Here is a 16344-nt window from a genome sequence, read left to right as displayed (position 1 = left end):
TGCCCATAGAAATGGACATGTGCATAGAAACCACTAATAGTGGTTATATGGCATGTATCATATCTAGCAGGTAGGCATTCATATATGATTGTTGATTCTTAATAACTACGTTTTTCATGAGTCCTACCTCCATTCCTGATTATTTAGTACCTCTTTACACTAGCACAGTCAATTTTAGACTGTCAATACTATTTTTAATTTAATTAAACACCATAAACTAGTAACCCAAGTAATGCACTGATTGCCACTACTTTCAGCGGTGAAAACTTGAATGCTGTGAGCAGTGTGAAAGTAATCAATACGATAATAAAATCATATGAAGACTTCACGGCACTCGTGAATACTGGATCATATAAAGCAGCGAGTAAGATTCCAACTACAGCTGCATTCACACCTTTTAGTGCTGCTTGAATTCCCTTCTTAGTTCGGATAAATGACCAAAATGGCAGCGTCCCGATAACTAATAAGAAAGAAGGTAAAAACATGGCAAACACAGCAAGTAGTGCTCCTGGAACTCCAGCTGTCACTTGCCCTAAAAATGCTGACAGCGTGAAAAGTGGACCTGGCACAGCTTGAGCTAGTCCATACCCTGCTAGGAACAAGTCACTCGACATCTCAACTTCACGTTCAAGCATAGGAAGTACGACGTGTCCACCTCCAAATACAATGGAGCCTACTCGGTAATACGTATCTAAAATGCCTACATACACATTTTCAGTTAACGTTCGTACGAAGGGTAATGCCACAAGAAGTCCTGCAAACAGGACCCATGCTACGATTCCCGCACGTTTACCGAAACTTAAAGATAACTGCACCGCATCCGGCGCCTTCTCTCTACGGAATAAAAAGTATCCGACAACTCCTGCTACGATGATTACGCCGATTTGTCCCCATGCTGTAGGAATCAGCAATACGCCTATCGCAGCTGCAATGGCTATTCCAATTCGAATGGCATCTGGTGCCAAGTTTTTTTGCATACCGAGAAGTGCATGCGCCACAATAGCGACTGCTACAATTTTTAGGCCTTGAATGATGCCACTATCTGTCACATTGAATCCGACTACCAGATACGCAGCCAACATTAAAAATAGAACAGAAGGCAATGTAAATCCTGCCCATGAGACGATACCTCCAAGGATTCCACCTCGGATCATCCCAATTGCAATTCCGACTTGCGAAGATGCCGGACCCGGTAAGAACTGACATAATGCTACGATGTCGGCATACAATTTATCATCTAACCATTTTCTTTTTTCTACATATTCATCTCGGAAGTAACCGAGGTGAGCAGTAGGACCACCAAACGAAGTAAGCCCCAGCTTCGTAGATGCTTTTGCAATTTCACGTAAATTTCCCATAGCGCCTCCTGAAAAATAAGATTCTGCTTATATAGTAACAAAATACACTTTTGCATGGATAGTATTTAAGTTAAATTTACAAAGTTGTAACTTTCGAAACCAGATTTGACCATTTATTGACTTTGAATCTTGGAGTCTGTAGAATTAAGGACGAGATTCTTAACCAATTCATGTGCTCGAAAACGACTTCTTCGGAAGTCGTTTTTGTCGTTTACAGGGAGTTGCAAGGAGGAAACAATTTGGAACTGTATACAAATTTGCGCAAAGGGGAAAAAGGCGCTTGGCTCAGTATAGGTGTCTATATCCTTCTAAGTTCCGTCAAGTACAGTGTAGGCTTGATTGGAGACTCAGAAGCGCTACGAGCGGATGGACTAAACAACTTTACAGATATTATAGCGAGTGTAGCTGTGCTGATCGGCTTGCGGATCTCTCAGAAGCCACCAGACGATCAGCATGCTTACGGACACATGCGTGCGGAGACAATCGCTTCTCTGACCGCTGCATTTATTATGGCATTCATCGGGTTACAAGTTGTATTGCAGTCGCTTCGTGGATTTGCGAATCCAGTTCATGAAAGTCCTTCCCTTCTCACATTGTGGGTAGGGCTTGGGAGTGCGGTCGTGATGTATGGAGTGTACCGTTATAATGTTAAGCTTGCGAATAAGATTGACTCTTCCGCCTTACGTGCTGCTGCTATGGACAATCGTTCGGATGCTCTCGTGTCACTTGGAGCTTCTATTGGTATTATCGGAGCCATCGTAGGATTTCCTATCTTGGATACGATCACAGCATTTATTGTGGGAGTTATCATTCTCTACACGGCTTATAGTATCTTCTATGAAGCAGCTTTTGCTTTGTCTGATGGATTCAGTAGCGATGACTCAGAAGCACTTTCCGTCCTAGTATCCCATACGCCTGGAGTATTTCAGGTGCTTGACTTAAAAGGACGGATGCACGGCAATCAAGCTTTGATTGATGTCACGGTGACGGTGGATCCGTATTTGAATGTGATTGAGAGCCACTGGATTACAGAAGAGATTGAACGAAAAGTTCGAAAAGCAAAGCCCCATGCCATCGTCTTGGTCCATATCGAACCGGAGTATGATTTAGTAGAGGATGACATTTAGATGTGGAAGGCGTTCGCTCAGAAATCTCGTGAAAACCAGGCGCGCCAATTGAGGCGCTCTTTGCCTCGGTTGGGGTGAATGGTTTTCACGTGTATTTCTAACGCCTGCAACTCGATTACTCTTTAGATGTGAAGAACGCCGCTCTAGAAATTTTGTAAAAACCGGGCGTGTCCGTAGAGGCGCTCTTTGCCTCTATGGATGCGACCGGTTTTTGCGGGGATTTCTGGCGTTCGCAACTCGATTCCACTTAGATGTGAAGAACGCCACTCTAGAAACAATTTCAAAGAAAACTAAAGAAAAAGCGCTGTCCTCGGACGGCGCTTTTATCCTTTTCCACTAGGCTCTGTCAGACCATGTTTTACTGCATAAAGTGCCGCTTGCGTCCGGTCTTGCACATCGAGCTTGGAAAAGATATTGGATATATGCGTTTTCACAGTTTTCTCCGTAACAAACAAAGTAGAAGCAATATCTTTATTGCTCTTCCCTTTAGTCAGCTCAGCCAACACATCCTGCTCACGGGCCGTTAATGGATTTGTCAGATGCGGTTTCTCTTCTAGACTGTCCTTATCTAGTTCCGTCTGAGCTACAGGACTCAGGGGCTTCTCCCCCTTCATCAACTGCCGGATCACACTAGCCAGCTCATCCGGTTCAATATCTTTTAATTGGTACCCACTAGCACCTGCTTCAATCGCTGGAACTACATGATCGCGATCCGAAAAACTGGTAAGCATTAAAATATGAGTGTGAGGAAGTACCTTCTTAATTTCTCGGGTTGCCTGGATTCCATCTTTTGTCGGCATGACTAAATCCATTAACACGACATCTGGTTTGACTGCAGTTGCAATCGCAATTGCCTCTTCCCCGTCTTTTGCTTCTCCCACTACTTCAAAATCTTTTTGTGTCTTCAGAAAAAATAATAAGCCCCTTCGAACGACGTGATGATCGTCCGCAATCACGATGCGAATCATCGGACCCCTCCTTAATATGGAATTCGGACAAAGACTTCTGTCCCTTTTGCAGGAGAACTGATCCACTCAATCGTTCCCTCGACAGCTTTGACTCGTTCTTGCATACTTTGCATCCCAACAGATGCTAGGCTCTCAGGGATTTTCCCTGCTACAAACCCCCGGCCTGTGTCTTTTAAGATAAATAAAATATCCGTAGAAGTGATCGTCAAAAACAACTCAGCATCGAGTGTCCCTGCATGTTTGCGAATATTGTTTAATCCTTCCTGAGCTATACGAAACAAGGTCTCTTCAATGCGAGACGGCAGTTGGATGACTCCACTCACCTGTGTCTTGAGCGAGATCCCGAGCATCTCTGCGTATCCTTTAATACCTTCAAGTAGACCTGTTTCTAGACCTTTTGGTCGGAGCTGCCAAATAAGAGCTCTCATTTCAGTTAAAGCTTCTTGAGTGAGTTGATGGATATCAGAAAACGCTTGTTTCAGATCATGGTCTTCTGTCATTTCCATCGCACCTCGAGACGTTAATGTTACGGAAAACAACAACTGGTTCACAGAATCATGGAGGTCTCGTGCCAATCGGTTTCGTTCTTGAACAAGTGCGATTTCTTGCTCTTGTTTCGTCAAGTAGATGCGTTTAATGGCAGAGCCTATTTGAAAGGCAATGGATTCAAGTAAAGCCAGTTCACTCTGATCATATTCCACTGTGTGCGGTGTCGCCACATTCAAAAGTCCGAACTTTTCTTTTCCCGATTGCAACGGGACCGTCGCATGGTGGGTGATTCCTGCAGACGGCAAGGTGCTCTGCTTCCCTGCTTGTTCAATTCGCTGACATTCGATGATGTTCGATGCCTTTTGAAGTTCCCCGTTATTGTAGCGTGAGACACACCAACAGCCACCCCGCTTCATCGAGCGGCACTCATTCTCCATTAAGGCAGGTGGCAGGTTTTCTGCCGCAATGAGTTGGTGCTTGCCTTTTGCGTCAATAAAGAAAATCCAACCTGATGCAAAAATGCTACGTGTGAGTAGTTTTTTGAGTGCGCCTTGTAGCATCGTCTCCATCTCAGTTTCTTCATTTAAGAATTCGGCAATTTCTTTTAGTAACGTCATGTGGTCATCTAATGCTGGACTCATACGTCTCCTCCGTCCTTTTAAAAAAAGACTGGTCAATGACCAGCCTCTTAGCCTTTTTTATATTCTACTGTATAGACATCATGCCTACGATCTTTCAATTGCTTAACCGTTCCATCTTGACGCTGACGACGAAGGATTTCGAGATCCACGTCTCCAATTAAGACCATTTCCACGTTGGCTTCTGTCTCACCGACAATACCATCGCGTGCGAACTCAAAGTCAGAAGGTGCATAGATAGCAGACTGAGCATACTGTATATCCATATTTTCCGTTTGAGGTAAGTTCCCGATAGTTCCGGAAATGACCGTATAAATCTGGTTTTCTACAGCACGCGCTTGCGCACAATATTTCACACGCAAGTAGCCTTGGCGATCTTCCGTACAGAACGGGGTAAAGATGATGTTGGCTCCCATATCTGTAGCAATTCGAGCAAGTTCTGGGAACTCGATATCGTAACAGATTTGGATGGCAATCTTCCCACAATCCGTATCAAATACGCGGACAGAATCCCCCGCGCTGATGCCCCACCATTTGCGTTCATTTGGTGTGATGTGGATTTTGTACTGCTTATCGATGGAACCGTCTCGGTGGAACAAATAGGCAATGTTGTAAATCTCATCGTTTTCTTCTTTCACAAAGTGCGAGCCGGCAATGATGTTGATGTTGTACCGTACTGATAAGTCACTGAACAGCTCCATATACTGCGGTGTGTATTCTGTTAGTCTGCGAACTGCCTGAGACGGTGAGGGCTCTTCTAAGAAAGACATCAACTGAGTTGTAAAAATCTCAGGGAACACAACAAAATCAGACTGTGCGTCTGAGGCCACGTCGACAAAATATTCTACTTGGTTAGCAAATTCTTCAAACGAGTTGATTTTGCGCATCATGTACTGAACTACGCAGATCCGAACAGGATAGCTTGTTCGGAAGTGGCGTTTTGAAAGTGGAATGTAGTCCACGTTGTTCCATTCCATAAGCGTTGCAAATTTACCCGATGCTTTATCGTCTGGTAAATAGTTTGGATTGATCCGCATTAAAGTAAAGCCGTTCATCAACTGGAATGTCAGTACCGGGTCATAGATTTTATGACGTGACACAGCTGTCACATATTCACGAGGAGACATTTCATCCGAATATTTATGATAGTTCGGAATTCGGCCACCAATGATGATGGATTTCAGATTGTATTGTCTCGCAATATCTTTTCTTCCTTCATACAGTCGCTGGCCCACTTTCATTCGGCGATAATCCGGGTGCACCATGACTTCAATCCCGTATAAATTATAGCCATCCGGATTGTGATTCGTGATGTAGCCACCATCTGTGACATCAGACCAGGAATGGCGGTCATCGTACTCATCAAAGTTGATGATCAGACTCGAACAAGACCCAATGACTTTGCCATCGAGTTCAGCCACGAGTTGCCCATCTGGGAACACCGTCAAATGGCTTCGTAAATGCTCCACTTTCCAAGGCTCCATACCTGGGAATGACAAGCGCTGCATCTCTAAAATCGAATCTATATCAGCAAATGTCATCGGTCGGATGATCATATGCTTTTCAAATTGGGTGGAATCGAATTCTTCTTTCACACAAACCCCTCCTTCAGGACGTTATCCCTCATTATACCTTGTTGTGGAAGAGGTTGAAAATAATTTACTTGATTCTGTCTATTGTCTATACTTGAAGAGAAACTGCTCCTGAAAGGACAATCTATGTATGACTAAAAAGACAGAAAACGGGTTACTCGGTATTTTCGGGCTCGCACTAGTTGCTACTCTGGGTTCTCTTTATTTTTCTGAGATTCGTGGGTATGAACCATGCGAACTTTGTTGGTATCAACGCATTTTGATGTATCCTATTGTATTGATTTCAGGTATTGCTATTTACCAAAAGAATGCAAGAATCGCTTTGACAACACTGGTCTTCTCTTCTATTGGAGCGTTGACGAGCGGCTATCACTACGCCATTCAAAAAATTGATTTCTTTGGGGAACGAGCTCCTGCTTGCGGCGTTGTCTCCTGTACAGGCGAATACATCAATTATCTCGGATTTATCACGATTCCATTTTTAGCCTTAGTGGCATTCATCGGAATTGCTATCATCAGCTTGATTCTTGTCAAACACAACAAGGAGGACAAAACAGCATGAAAAAACTACTGATTTTCGGCGGTGTGATTGTCGCTGCATTTGTACTAATCATCGTCTTAACGAATCTTTCCAATCAGGAAAAATTGGCAAACAATCCGTACGACACGGAAGACTTATCACAATCTACCATTGATTTGATTGATGATGAGAACTACCAAAACATTATCTTGCCAGATGAACTACAAGAAAAACTAGATAACAAGGAATCTGTGACGGTCTATTTCTTTAGCCCAGAATGTAGTTTCTGTAAAGAAATGACTCCAGTCTTGATGCCTCTTGCGGATCAAGAAGATGTGGAAATCGTTCAGTATAACTTACTCGAGTATCCACAAGGTGGAGCGGACTTTAATATCCAATCGACTCCAACCCTTATTCACTTTAATGAAGGTGAAGAAGAAATGCGCGCTACTGGAGCGATCCCAGAAGCGGATATCTTGCGCTTCTTTGATGAAGTTGTAAAAAACTAAGTGCCCGAAGGAGTTCTCTATGAAGTTTCTTGTAAAGATTAAAAGCCCAGGTGTACTTACCATTGAAGAGTTGCTGAAGGACAATTGGCAGCTTGGGAAGAAGACCATCCATAACTTGCGCATGCAAAAGGCAGTCCAAACACCTGAAGGTATTCCACTCGATTGGAGTCAGCCATTGCAGCCGGAACAGCTGCTCCATATTCGTTTTGAAGACGAAGCGTCTCAGTACTTCCCAAATCCCAAAGTGCCTGTCCAGCCGTTTTACGAAGATGAGCACTTGCTTATCGTTGGAAAACCTGCTGGTATGAAAACACACCCGAACGACGTGACGGAAACCGCGACACTAATGAACGGTGTATTTCACTACCTAGACGCTAAAGGTAATTCGTACGCTGAACATGTTCACCGTCTAGATGAAGGAACAAGTGGGCTAGTATTGATTGCGAAGCATCCGATAGCTAAAAACTTACTCGATAGAATGCTTGAGAAAAAGCAAATCGTCCGGACGTATGAAGCTATTGTAGAAGGCGCTGTGAAGAATGATCATGGTACGATCAAAGCGGCCATCGCCTCTGACCGTCACCATCCTACTCGCCGTCGCGTCTCACAGACTGGCCAGACTGCCATTACCCACTATCAAGTAGTCGGGCGTAACCCTCAGATTACGAAAGTTCACGTATTACTTGAGACAGGACGCACACATCAGATCCGTGTCCATATGGCGCATATCGGCCATCCGATCGTAGGAGACACGTTATACGGAGCTAAAGCAATCAAAGCTCCCCATTACGCATTGCAAGCCTTCCGTATCCAGTTCCGCCATCCACTGACTGGTGAACTGGTGAATGTGGAAATCCCAAGAACCTAAAAAAACGCCGTTTCCCTTGAGGAACGGCGTTTTCTTTAGATTAAAAATCAAAATGGAAGTTGTCGGGATCTTTGCCGACCCGTTCATTACGGTTCAATGCATCAATGATCCGCATGTCTTCAGCAGAGAGCTCAAAATCATAAACATCTGCATTTTCTTCGATACGATGAGGCTTAACGGATTTCGGTATGACAACCAAATCTCCTTGTAAGTGCCAACGAATGATGATCTGCGCCGTCGACTTTCCGTGTTTTTCGGCCAAACGAACGAGACTTGGTTCTTTTAAAAGGTGTCCACGTGACAAAGGCGACCAGCTCGTCACTGCAATGTTGTGCTCTTTACAGAACTCACGCAGCTCAAACTGAGCAAGGCGCGGGTGACACTCTACTTGATTCATCATAGGCGCCACATTCGCGGTTGCCATGATTTTCTCTAAGTGGTGTGCATGGTGATTGGAGACACCCGTTGCACGGAGTAACTTCTCGTCGTATAAGCGCTCAATTGCTCGGTAAGTATCTACATACGTCTCTTCAACCGGCCAATGTGTAAGATAAAGATCTAAATAGTCCATGTTCAATAACTTCAAAGATTTCTCAAAGGCACGCAATGTCTGGTCATATCCTTGATCTGAGTTCCAAACTTTCGTTGTAACAAAGATTTCAGAGCGATCGATACCCGAATGGCGTACCGCTTCTCCTACCTCTTGTTCGTTGTCATATAAAGAGGCTGTATCGATGTGGCGATAACCGCTTTTTAGTGCATGTGAAATCGCTTGTAGCGCTTCATCTCGGTCTGTCATTTTGTAGACGCCAAGACCTAGGCGTGGAATTTCTATACCGTTTTGTAACGTCTTTGTAGATTGCAATGTCAGTTCCACTGATGTCACTCCTCGCGTTTTTGAATCTCTGGTGATTTATCGTGTTGGCTTGGATCTGCGACACGCTCATCTTGAGATAGTTCTCGCTCATCGCGCAATTTTTCCATTTGCTTGCCGAGCTGTTTTACTTCTTCCATGTTGGATGCCATAGAGCCGTTTTCTTTAGATGTGTTTTCTTTCGTCATGTGTCGTCTCCTCCTTTTTCTATCATGTTAGCCCAATTGACGTCATTTTGCCATAAATAGCCGAACGCTGGCGTTTCTTTTTTGTTTTTATTCCTGTATACTGAAAGGAGACTATTAAGCTAGGAGGCACAACCCATGAAATTACTTTTAATCCTCGGTGTATGTGTAGCATTCCTTTCTGCAATCTTTACTGCAGGCTATGATGATAAACCAGGTTCAACAACACAAAAATAAGTGAAAGAAGGACAGCCCCTATTTGGGAGGCTGTCCTTTTTTAATGTAGTCCTGGGTAGTTCTGCTGACGCAATGCTTCATATGCTAGAATCGCCGCTGTGTTCGACAGATTTAAAGAACGAATATTGTCGTTCATCGGAATCCGAAGCGCTCGGTCTGGGTGTGCTTCTCGAAATTCGACTGGAAGACCTGTAGTTTCACGACCAAAAATAAAGAAATAGTCTTTATTTGAATCGCTAAAATCAAAGTCTGTATGAGGTTTTGAACCAAATTTCGTTAGTAAAAAGAACTCTCCTTGTGGATATGCGCCAACAAACTCTTCAAGTGACTCGTGATACGTGATGTCGACATGCTCCCAATAATCAAGTCCTGCTCGCTTCAACATCTTGTCGTCTGTTGAAAATCCGAGAGGTTTGATCAAGTGCAGTTTGACACCTGTTCCTGCGCAAGTGCGCGCAATGTTTCCTGTATTTGCAGGAATCTGTGGTTGATAAAGTACGATATGGATGGCCATTATTGTTCTCCTTTTAGTAAAGCCTCTTGTATTTCTTCGATTACTAGTCCTTCTTTTTCTTGATCAAGTTGGTTTCGTAATGCTTCCATGCCCTCGGTCGAAGTAAGTTCCCCTAAAGCCCATGCTGCCGTCCCTCGCATAACCGGGCGTGGATCTTCTGAAAGAATAGTCATCAGCTTTGAGATAGCCTCTCGCTCTTTGAAGTGAACAAGTGCAATGATGGCGTTTCGCTGAATGGGATTCTTTCCTCGCCAGGCTCCTGACATGTGTCCATACGTTTCTTTGAATGTACGATTGGTATGTTCAAGCAGGGGCATTAAAAGTGGTTTTACGAGCTCTGGATCCGGTGTAAAGTCGTGTTGGTGTGCTGAATGTTTGCCTTTATTTTTCGGACAGACCGTCTGGCAGGTATCACACCCATAAAGACGGTTTCCGATTTTCGCACGGAACTCTTTGGGTACCATCGTCTTTGTCTGAGTGAGGAATGCGATACAGCGCTTAGCGTTCAGTTGGCCCCCTTCAATCAAAGCTCCAGTAGGACAGACATCTAGACACAATGTACAGTCTCCACACTCGTCTTCCATAGGTACAGAAGGTTCAAAAGGTAGATTCGTTAGCATCTCCCCTAGATAGACATAAGATCCAAACTCAGGTGTGATGATAGAACAGTTCTTGGCACTCCAGCCAATTCCGGCTCGCTCTGCCACGGCACGATCGGACAGTTCCCCCGTATCAACCATAGACTTCAATTTGGCGTCTGGGGCATGAACTAAGATAAATGCCTCTAGCTTTGCCAGTTTTTCTCGTAGTACGGTATGGTAATCCATTCCCCAAGAAGCTCTTGCAAAAATACCACGTCTTGCCCCACGTTTGCTTTGTGGTGCATCTTTCATTTTCGATGGGTATGCAAGCGCAATCGAGATGATTGTCTGCACACCATCTAATAATTGTACTGGCTCTGTACGCTTAGTAATGTCAGGTTCTTCAAATCCAGATGCGTAGCCAAGTTGTTGCTGTACAAGAAGACGCTGCTTCAAGTCAGGAAACGGTGCAGCAGAAGCAAAACCTATTTTATCGATTCCAATGGAATGGGCATAGTGAATGAGTTGTTGTTGAAAGTCGCGTACGTTCACCTGCCTCACCTCCTATGGTATGATTTCTATGTAGAAAGGGTGGGTGTGTATGCGTGTTGCATTAGAGCCACAGCTCGTTGAACTTGTACCTGAGCTAAAAATCGGCCTTATCCATTATACCAAAATTTCTGTAGGGGACTCGCCCCAAATGCTTAAAGGGCGCCTGCAACTGTTCCAAGAACAATTGTTTTTTGAAATCGAAGAGAAAGGTCTCTCCCATTTTGACCGTCTCAATTCATGGCGCTCTCTGTTTAAACTGACTGGATCGAATCCGTCACGGTACCGTCCATCGGCAGAAGCTCTCTACCGAAGAGTAGCCAAACAAAACTATTTCACACCAGTCCACTCCGGAGTCGACAGCAATACATTCTTTTCTCTTTATTACGGCATTCCGTTTGGGCTGTATGATACAAGCACCCTCTCAGGAGACGTTACGTTCTCTATTGGTACAAATGATACGAACTACGATGCATTGAACGGACGCACTACTTCCCTCACTGGAATTGTGCACTCTTCTGATGACGAAGGGGCATTTGGAAGCCCATATGTGGATTCGAAGCGTTCAGCTGTGACGACGAGTACGACTGAGGCACTCCATGTCGTTTACTTCACACCAGATATGGACGAAGAACAAGCAGACAAGCTACTACAAGCCGTGTCGTCGATGTTTATTCAAGTCCACGGAGGAGATTCATCTTCAGTCGTACTAACCAAGACAAAACCAGAAGGAATGATTTAGATGGCAAGATTTACACTAGCAGATGGAATTCGTCTGCGCAGTTTATTGACTAAGCAAGTACAAGAGCTCGAACAAGAGATGCTTCGCGTCGCGTTTACTGTAGCAGAAAAAGGACAGCCTTTACAGGAACAAAAACGCGGTGTGGAAGATGTGGATTTTGAAATCAAGCAGGTCCGCCAAGATATCATGCTTCTCGACCGTTTGATTTATGAAGCCAATATAGCGAATGCAATCGACTATCAAGGCGAAGCCATTCCACTAGTTGAAGCAATCGAGTATGCGATGCAGCTTCGTGCACAAGCCAAAATATACAAACAACTCGGAGCATCTTCAAAAGAACAACCGGAGTTTGGATACGGAGACACAGTCGCTTACATGCGCTATGCTCGCTTTGAACCAGATGAGTACCGGGAAAAAGCCCTTCAGTACGAACGTAACGCCAATAAAGTATCAGGACTTGTTAATGCGCAGAACTATCAAGTGGAGCTTCCATTCGACGCTTCCCGTTACGAATAACCTCTGTCAGGTGAGAGTCCTGACAGAGGCTGGTCCGGTCTCAACTACTTTATAGTGAAGCCAACCCATGACCCTTCACTCTTTACACAGTTACCCTTCTCTAGTGACCAACCAACTACTAGATGCTTATGCAAATTCAACCGGATCAGAAAACGCCTGGATGTCCTCGGACATCCAGGCGTTTTGTATTAATACGCGCGGCCGAACCACACGCTGTGTTTTGCTTCTTTTCCACAGTTGACACATGTTTTCTTCTCAGTCGGTGGATTGAAAGGAATGTTTCGCGTCGTGAATTTCGTCTCTTCTTTGACGTTCTCTTCACAAGCGTCTTCTCCACACCAGCCGCCAAGAATCCATCCAGGAATCTTTCCTTCTGTTTGTGAAGATTCGATATGTGCTTTTAACTCATCTAATGTATCCACATGCGTATGACTGTTCTCTTCACGGAAAGCTACCGCTTTGTCATAAAGTCGAGTCTGCATCACTGTTAACTCATTTTCAATCGATGCGACTAGGTCGTCAAGAGCGACTGCTGTCTTCTCTTCTGCATCACGTGCTTTCATAAGCGCTTGGCCATTCTCTAAATCACGAGGACCTAATTCTACGCGTACAGGAACACCTTTCAATTCCCACTCGTTGAACTTGTAACCAGGAGATTGATCCGAATCATCAAGTTTCACACGGATCCCTTTTGCTTTTAATTCAGCGAAGACTTTATCCAAGTTCTCAACGATTTCAGGCTTCTTCTTCCAAGGCCCTACTGGAATCAAAACAACTTGTGTCGGCGCCATTTTTGGTGGCAATACAAGACCTTGCTCGTCTCCGTGAACCATAATCATAGCACCGATCAAACGAGTAGACGTTCCCCAAGATGTCGTATGCACGTGAACGTGCTTGTTTTCTTTATTCAAGTACTTAATATCAAAGGCTTCTGCAAATTTTGTACCTAAGTAGTGAGATGTTCCAGCCTGAACAGCCTTCCCGTCCTTCATCATTGCCTCGATAGAATACGTATCTACCGCTCCAGCAAAACGCTCTGAAGGTGTCTTTTGGCCATCGTAAACTGGAATCGCAAGTAAGTCTTCCACAACTTCCTTATAGACTTGAAGCATCTGCATCGTTTCTTTACGGGCATCTTCTTCGTCTACATGTGCTGTGTGTCCTTCTTGCCATAAAAACTCAGAAGTCCGAATGAATGGCAGAGTCTTTTTCTCCCAACGGAATACGTTTGCCCACTGGTTGATAAGAACAGGCAGGTCACGGTAGCTCTTGATCCAATCAGAGTACAGATGCCCAATCATCGTCTCCGATGTAGGACGAAGTGCAAGACGCTCTTCTAACTGTTCTCCTGCAGCTTCAGTCACCCAAGGAAGTTCTGGTGAGAATCCTTCGATATGATCCTTCTCTTTTTGGAAGAACGACTCCGGAATTAACATTGGAAAGTACGCATTGCGGTGACCCGTCTCTTTAAAGCGACGATCCATCTCTGCTTGAATTCGCTCCCACAGTTCATAACCGTCTGGTTTGAATGCAATACACCCACGAACTGGTGTGTAATCCATCAAATCTGCTTTTTGAATTGTATCAATATACCACTTAGAAAAATCGTTTTGTTGCACTGACATAGTATTGCCTCCTTTGATTTTGACAAAATAAAAAGCAGAAAAACACCCCAAAGGGCGTCTTCCTGCTGGATAGACACGGTACCACCTTCATTCGTCACGAGGACGATCTCAAGCGCTTTGTATCGGTAGCGGGCCGGCTGTGTTTGCACAGCATCTCCGTGGGAGGTTTCAGCACATAGGGACGGCGCAGCTCTCATCACTCACTGCACTTTCTGAACGTGTATGTCACTTACTTGACCACTTCAAAGACTCTTCTATATGAAATTCACTATAACAAAAAATCTGTAGTTGCGCAATATGATTAGATGGAAAGCCGGTCCTTCTCACTTCTACCATAGACAGCATAATAAAGACCTATGGTTACGAATGCCACAAAACCAAGACTCAGATACATTTGTGAAAAACTCACTATACCTAAAACAAAACCTAAAATATACGGGCCGAAGCCTAAACCAGCATCTAAAAAGATAAAGAATGTAGAAGTCGCCATACCCATACGTTCTCTTGGTGTAATTTTTACCGCTATCGCTTGTGTGCACGATTGAATATTCCCAAAACCAAAGCCAATCAGGGACGCTGCGATCAAAAAGCTTAAAGAGCTAGTTGCCGAACCCAGCACTACAAGTCCTGCCGCAAGCAATACTAATGCAGGATACATCACATAGTTGGCACCTTTCAAGTCCATTAGTCGTCCAGTGAAGGGACGAGAGACTAGTACTGAAATGGCATAGACTAAGAAGAACACACTCGCTGCTTTAATCAAATCTTGTTCAATAGCATAGAAGTTCATAAAGGATAGAACACTAGAGAAACAAAAGGCAACAGCAAGAGTGACGAAAGCTATTGGGATCGCGGATGGTTCTAAATAACGTCGAACTGAAAATTTCTGCTTAACACCAGGCTCTTTAGCTACATCAAGTTTCAGATTTGGAACTTGAACTACCAAGCCAGCTAGTAATCCAACTATACCTACACCAAAACAGATAGCGAAAATGGTTTGGAATGTAGTAACTTGAGTAAGTAACAAACCGACAAAAGGACCGATGGCTGTCGCCAGTGTGGAACTCATGCTGAAGTATCCAATTCCTTCCCCTCTTCTAGCCATCGGGATTATGAATGCTACGATAGTGGCTGCGGCCGTGCTAGCAATACCTAAAGAGATTCCATGAAGCAGACGAGTGATCAGTAATACTGGAATGGATGAAGAGAAAAAATAGAATAAGGTCACTGTATTAAAGAAGATAAATCCTATAATTAATGTTTTCTTTCGACCTATTCGCTCAATACGAGCTCCAATAAATAGTCTTCCAATTAAAGTACCCACTATAAAAATTCCAGTAACGAGTCCAGCTTGACTGGTAGTAGCATTAAACTCATCAACAGCGTAGAGTCCAATAATGACTACTAATAAGAAAAAAACGAGTGTCAGTAGAAAATTGACACTCGAGATCATGATAAAGTTCTTTGTCCATAATCGTTCTTGTTTCATTTCTACATCTCCTTCCTAAACAAAAGAAAAAAACTCTACCTGGCAGAGGTAGAGTCACGAACTACTTGTAAAGCTGATACCGGCGGTCGGGGTCGAACCGACACTCCCGTGAAGGAACTGGATTTTGAGTCCAGCGCGTCTGCCAATTCCGCCACACCGGCAAAGTAGTATTTATGGAGGCGGCAACCGGATTTGAACCGGTGATAAAGGTGTTGCAGACCTGTGCCTTACCACTTGGCTATGCCGCCAATTTTTTGGAGCGGAAGACGAGGTTCGAACTCGCGACCCCCACCTTGGCAAGGTGGTGTTCTACCACTGAACTACTTCCGCAAAATGGCTGGGGTACTAGGATTCGAACCTAGGCATGACGGAATCAAAATCCGTTGCCTTACCGCTTGGCTATACCCCAAAAGAGGGCGACCGATGGGAATTGAACCCACGAATGCCGGAATCACAATCCGGTGCGTTAACCACTTCGCCACGATCGCCATGGTAGTATTATATTCTACAAAACAAAAAAATCATCTAGAAATGGGGCGACCGATGGGAATTGAACCCACGAATGCCGGAATCACAATCCGGTGCGTTAACCACTTCGCCACGACCGCCACGATCTACAAATGATTGAATTGGCAGGGGCAGTAGGAATCGAACCCACACTGACGGTTTTGGAGACCGTAGTTCTACCTTTAAACTATGCCCCTAAATAAAAAATGGTGGAGGGGGACGGATTCGAACCGCCGAACCCTAAGGAGCGGATTTACAGTCCGCCGCGTTTAGCCACTTCGCTACCCCTCCACAAAACTATGGTGCCGGCGAAAGGACTTGAACCCTCAACCTACTGATTACAAGTCAGTTGCTCTACCAGTTGAGCTACACCGGCCTAAAATGGTGGCTCAGGACGGAATCGAACCGCCGACACAAGGATTTTCAGTCCTTTGCTCTACCAACTGAGCTACTGAG

General features: G+C 44.4%; 16 protein-coding genes and 9 tRNA genes. 6 read left to right on the top strand and 19 right to left on the bottom strand.

The window, feature by feature from the left end:
- Positions 1 to 203: 203 nt before the first annotated feature.
- The gene (chrA, locus tag CF394_RS01015; RefSeq protein ID WP_094941407.1) at positions 204 to 1358 is read right to left on the bottom strand and encodes a chromate efflux transporter; all 1155 of its coding nucleotides are present in this window, start codon (positions 1356 to 1358) and stop codon (positions 204 to 206) included.
- 239 nt (positions 1359 to 1597) lie between these two features.
- Between chrA and CF394_RS01010 the strand changes: the two genes are divergently transcribed.
- Positions 1598 to 2485: a cation diffusion facilitator family transporter gene (locus CF394_RS01010; protein ID WP_094941406.1), complete on the top strand. Its 888-nt coding sequence runs from the start codon at positions 1598 to 1600 to the stop codon at positions 2483 to 2485.
- 323 nt (positions 2486 to 2808) lie between these two features.
- On the opposite strand, the gene CF394_RS01005 is transcribed toward CF394_RS01010, so the two are convergent.
- Genes CF394_RS01005 through CF394_RS00995 form a run of 3 tightly spaced genes read right to left on the bottom strand, consistent with a single transcriptional unit; the run spans position 2809 to position 6175 of the window.
- Positions 2809 to 3453 (bottom strand): response regulator, encoded by a 645-nt coding sequence (locus CF394_RS01005; RefSeq protein ID WP_094941405.1) that lies wholly within the window; start codon positions 3451 to 3453, stop codon positions 2809 to 2811.
- Positions 3454 to 3464: 11 nt separating this feature from the next.
- On the bottom strand, positions 3465 to 4583 hold the full coding sequence (locus CF394_RS01000) for a GAF domain-containing sensor histidine kinase (protein ID WP_094941404.1): 1119 nt from the start codon (positions 4581 to 4583) through the stop codon (positions 3465 to 3467).
- A gap of 47 nt (positions 4584 to 4630) precedes the next feature.
- Entirely contained in the window at positions 4631 to 6175 is a 1545-nt protein-coding gene (locus CF394_RS00995; RefSeq protein WP_094941403.1) for a carbon-nitrogen hydrolase family protein, read from the bottom strand.
- 127 nt (positions 6176 to 6302) lie between these two features.
- Between CF394_RS00995 and CF394_RS00990 the strand changes: the two genes are divergently transcribed.
- From CF394_RS00990 to CF394_RS00980, 3 genes are read left to right on the top strand one after another with little or no spacing between them, the layout of a single operon-like run.
- Positions 6303 to 6734 carry a disulfide oxidoreductase gene (locus tag CF394_RS00990; protein WP_094941402.1) on the top strand — a complete coding sequence of 144 codons (432 nt, stop codon included), beginning with the start codon at positions 6303 to 6305 and terminating at the stop codon, positions 6732 to 6734.
- Positions 6731 to 7201 (top strand): thioredoxin family protein, encoded by a 471-nt coding sequence (locus tag CF394_RS00985; RefSeq protein ID WP_094941401.1) that lies wholly within the window; start codon positions 6731 to 6733, stop codon positions 7199 to 7201. The genes CF394_RS00990 and CF394_RS00985 overlap by 4 nt, the downstream gene beginning before the upstream one ends.
- Before the next feature lie 19 nt (positions 7202 to 7220).
- Positions 7221 to 8069 (top strand): RluA family pseudouridine synthase, encoded by an 849-nt coding sequence (locus CF394_RS00980; protein WP_094941400.1) that lies wholly within the window; start codon positions 7221 to 7223, stop codon positions 8067 to 8069.
- A 40-nt stretch (positions 8070 to 8109) separates the two neighbouring features.
- Here the strand turns inward: CF394_RS00980 and CF394_RS00975 are convergent, their stop codons facing one another.
- The 4 genes from CF394_RS00975 to queG all read right to left on the bottom strand — a co-directional run bounded on the left by CF394_RS00975 (position 8110) and on the right by queG (position 11012).
- Positions 8110 to 8940: an aldo/keto reductase gene (locus CF394_RS00975; protein WP_279327634.1), complete on the bottom strand. Its 831-nt coding sequence runs from the start codon at positions 8938 to 8940 to the stop codon at positions 8110 to 8112.
- A gap of 11 nt (positions 8941 to 8951) precedes the next feature.
- The gene (locus CF394_RS00970; RefSeq protein WP_094941398.1) at positions 8952 to 9131 is read right to left on the bottom strand and encodes a hypothetical protein; all 180 of its coding nucleotides are present in this window, start codon (positions 9129 to 9131) and stop codon (positions 8952 to 8954) included.
- A 274-nt stretch (positions 9132 to 9405) separates the two neighbouring features.
- Entirely contained in the window at positions 9406 to 9879 is a 474-nt protein-coding gene (gene trmL, locus CF394_RS00965) for a tRNA (uridine(34)/cytosine(34)/5-carboxymethylaminomethyluridine(34)-2'-O)-methyltransferase TrmL (protein ID WP_094941397.1), read from the bottom strand.
- The gene (gene queG / locus CF394_RS00960; protein ID WP_094941396.1) at positions 9879 to 11012 is read right to left on the bottom strand and encodes a tRNA epoxyqueuosine(34) reductase QueG; all 1134 of its coding nucleotides are present in this window, start codon (positions 11010 to 11012) and stop codon (positions 9879 to 9881) included. The genes trmL and queG overlap by 1 nt, the downstream gene beginning before the upstream one ends.
- Positions 11013 to 11061: 49 nt before the next feature.
- Between queG and CF394_RS00955 the strand changes: the two genes are divergently transcribed.
- Positions 11062 to 11751 carry a B3/B4 domain-containing protein gene (locus CF394_RS00955; protein WP_094941395.1) on the top strand — a complete coding sequence of 230 codons (690 nt, stop codon included), beginning with the start codon at positions 11062 to 11064 and terminating at the stop codon, positions 11749 to 11751.
- On the top strand, positions 11752 to 12267 hold the full coding sequence (locus tag CF394_RS00950) for a hypothetical protein (protein ID WP_094941394.1): 516 nt from the start codon (positions 11752 to 11754) through the stop codon (positions 12265 to 12267). It abuts the gene before it with no gap.
- 188 nt (positions 12268 to 12455) lie between these two features.
- Here the strand turns inward: CF394_RS00950 and proS are convergent, their stop codons facing one another.
- The 11 genes from proS to CF394_RS00895 all read right to left on the bottom strand — a co-directional run bounded on the left by proS (position 12456) and on the right by CF394_RS00895 (position 16264).
- Positions 12456 to 13892: a proline--tRNA ligase gene (gene proS, locus CF394_RS00945; RefSeq protein ID WP_094941393.1), complete on the bottom strand. Its 1437-nt coding sequence runs from the start codon at positions 13890 to 13892 to the stop codon at positions 12456 to 12458.
- A gap of 301 nt (positions 13893 to 14193) precedes the next feature.
- Entirely contained in the window at positions 14194 to 15381 is a 1188-nt protein-coding gene (locus CF394_RS00940; RefSeq protein ID WP_094941392.1) for an MFS transporter, read from the bottom strand.
- Positions 15382 to 15458: 77 nt separating this feature from the next.
- Positions 15459 to 15542 (bottom strand) — tRNA-Leu (locus CF394_RS00935).
- 13 nt (positions 15543 to 15555) lie between these two features.
- Positions 15556 to 15629 (bottom strand) — tRNA-Cys (locus CF394_RS00930).
- Positions 15630 to 15636: 7 nt separating this feature from the next.
- A tRNA-Gly gene (locus CF394_RS00925) sits at positions 15637 to 15711 on the bottom strand.
- Between the two features lie 4 nt (positions 15712 to 15715).
- Positions 15716 to 15790 (bottom strand) — tRNA-Gln (locus CF394_RS00920).
- Positions 15791 to 15796: 6 nt separating this feature from the next.
- Positions 15797 to 15869 (bottom strand) — tRNA-His (locus CF394_RS00915).
- 44 nt (positions 15870 to 15913) lie between these two features.
- A tRNA-His gene (locus CF394_RS00910) sits at positions 15914 to 15989 on the bottom strand.
- Positions 15990 to 16011: 22 nt separating this feature from the next.
- Positions 16012 to 16085 (bottom strand) — tRNA-Trp (locus tag CF394_RS00905).
- A gap of 10 nt (positions 16086 to 16095) precedes the next feature.
- Positions 16096 to 16179 (bottom strand) — tRNA-Tyr (locus CF394_RS00900).
- Between the two features lie 9 nt (positions 16180 to 16188).
- A tRNA-Thr gene (locus CF394_RS00895) sits at positions 16189 to 16264 on the bottom strand.
- Positions 16265 to 16344 lie beyond the last annotated feature (80 nt).

The sequence above is a fragment of the Tetzosporium hominis genome (assembly GCF_002265435.1).
Classification (GTDB): Bacteria; Bacillota; Bacilli; order Bacillales_A; family Planococcaceae; genus Chryseomicrobium; species Chryseomicrobium hominis.
The sequence above is the reverse complement of the archived record's forward strand: the minus strand, read 5'-3'. Positions and strand labels throughout refer to the sequence as shown.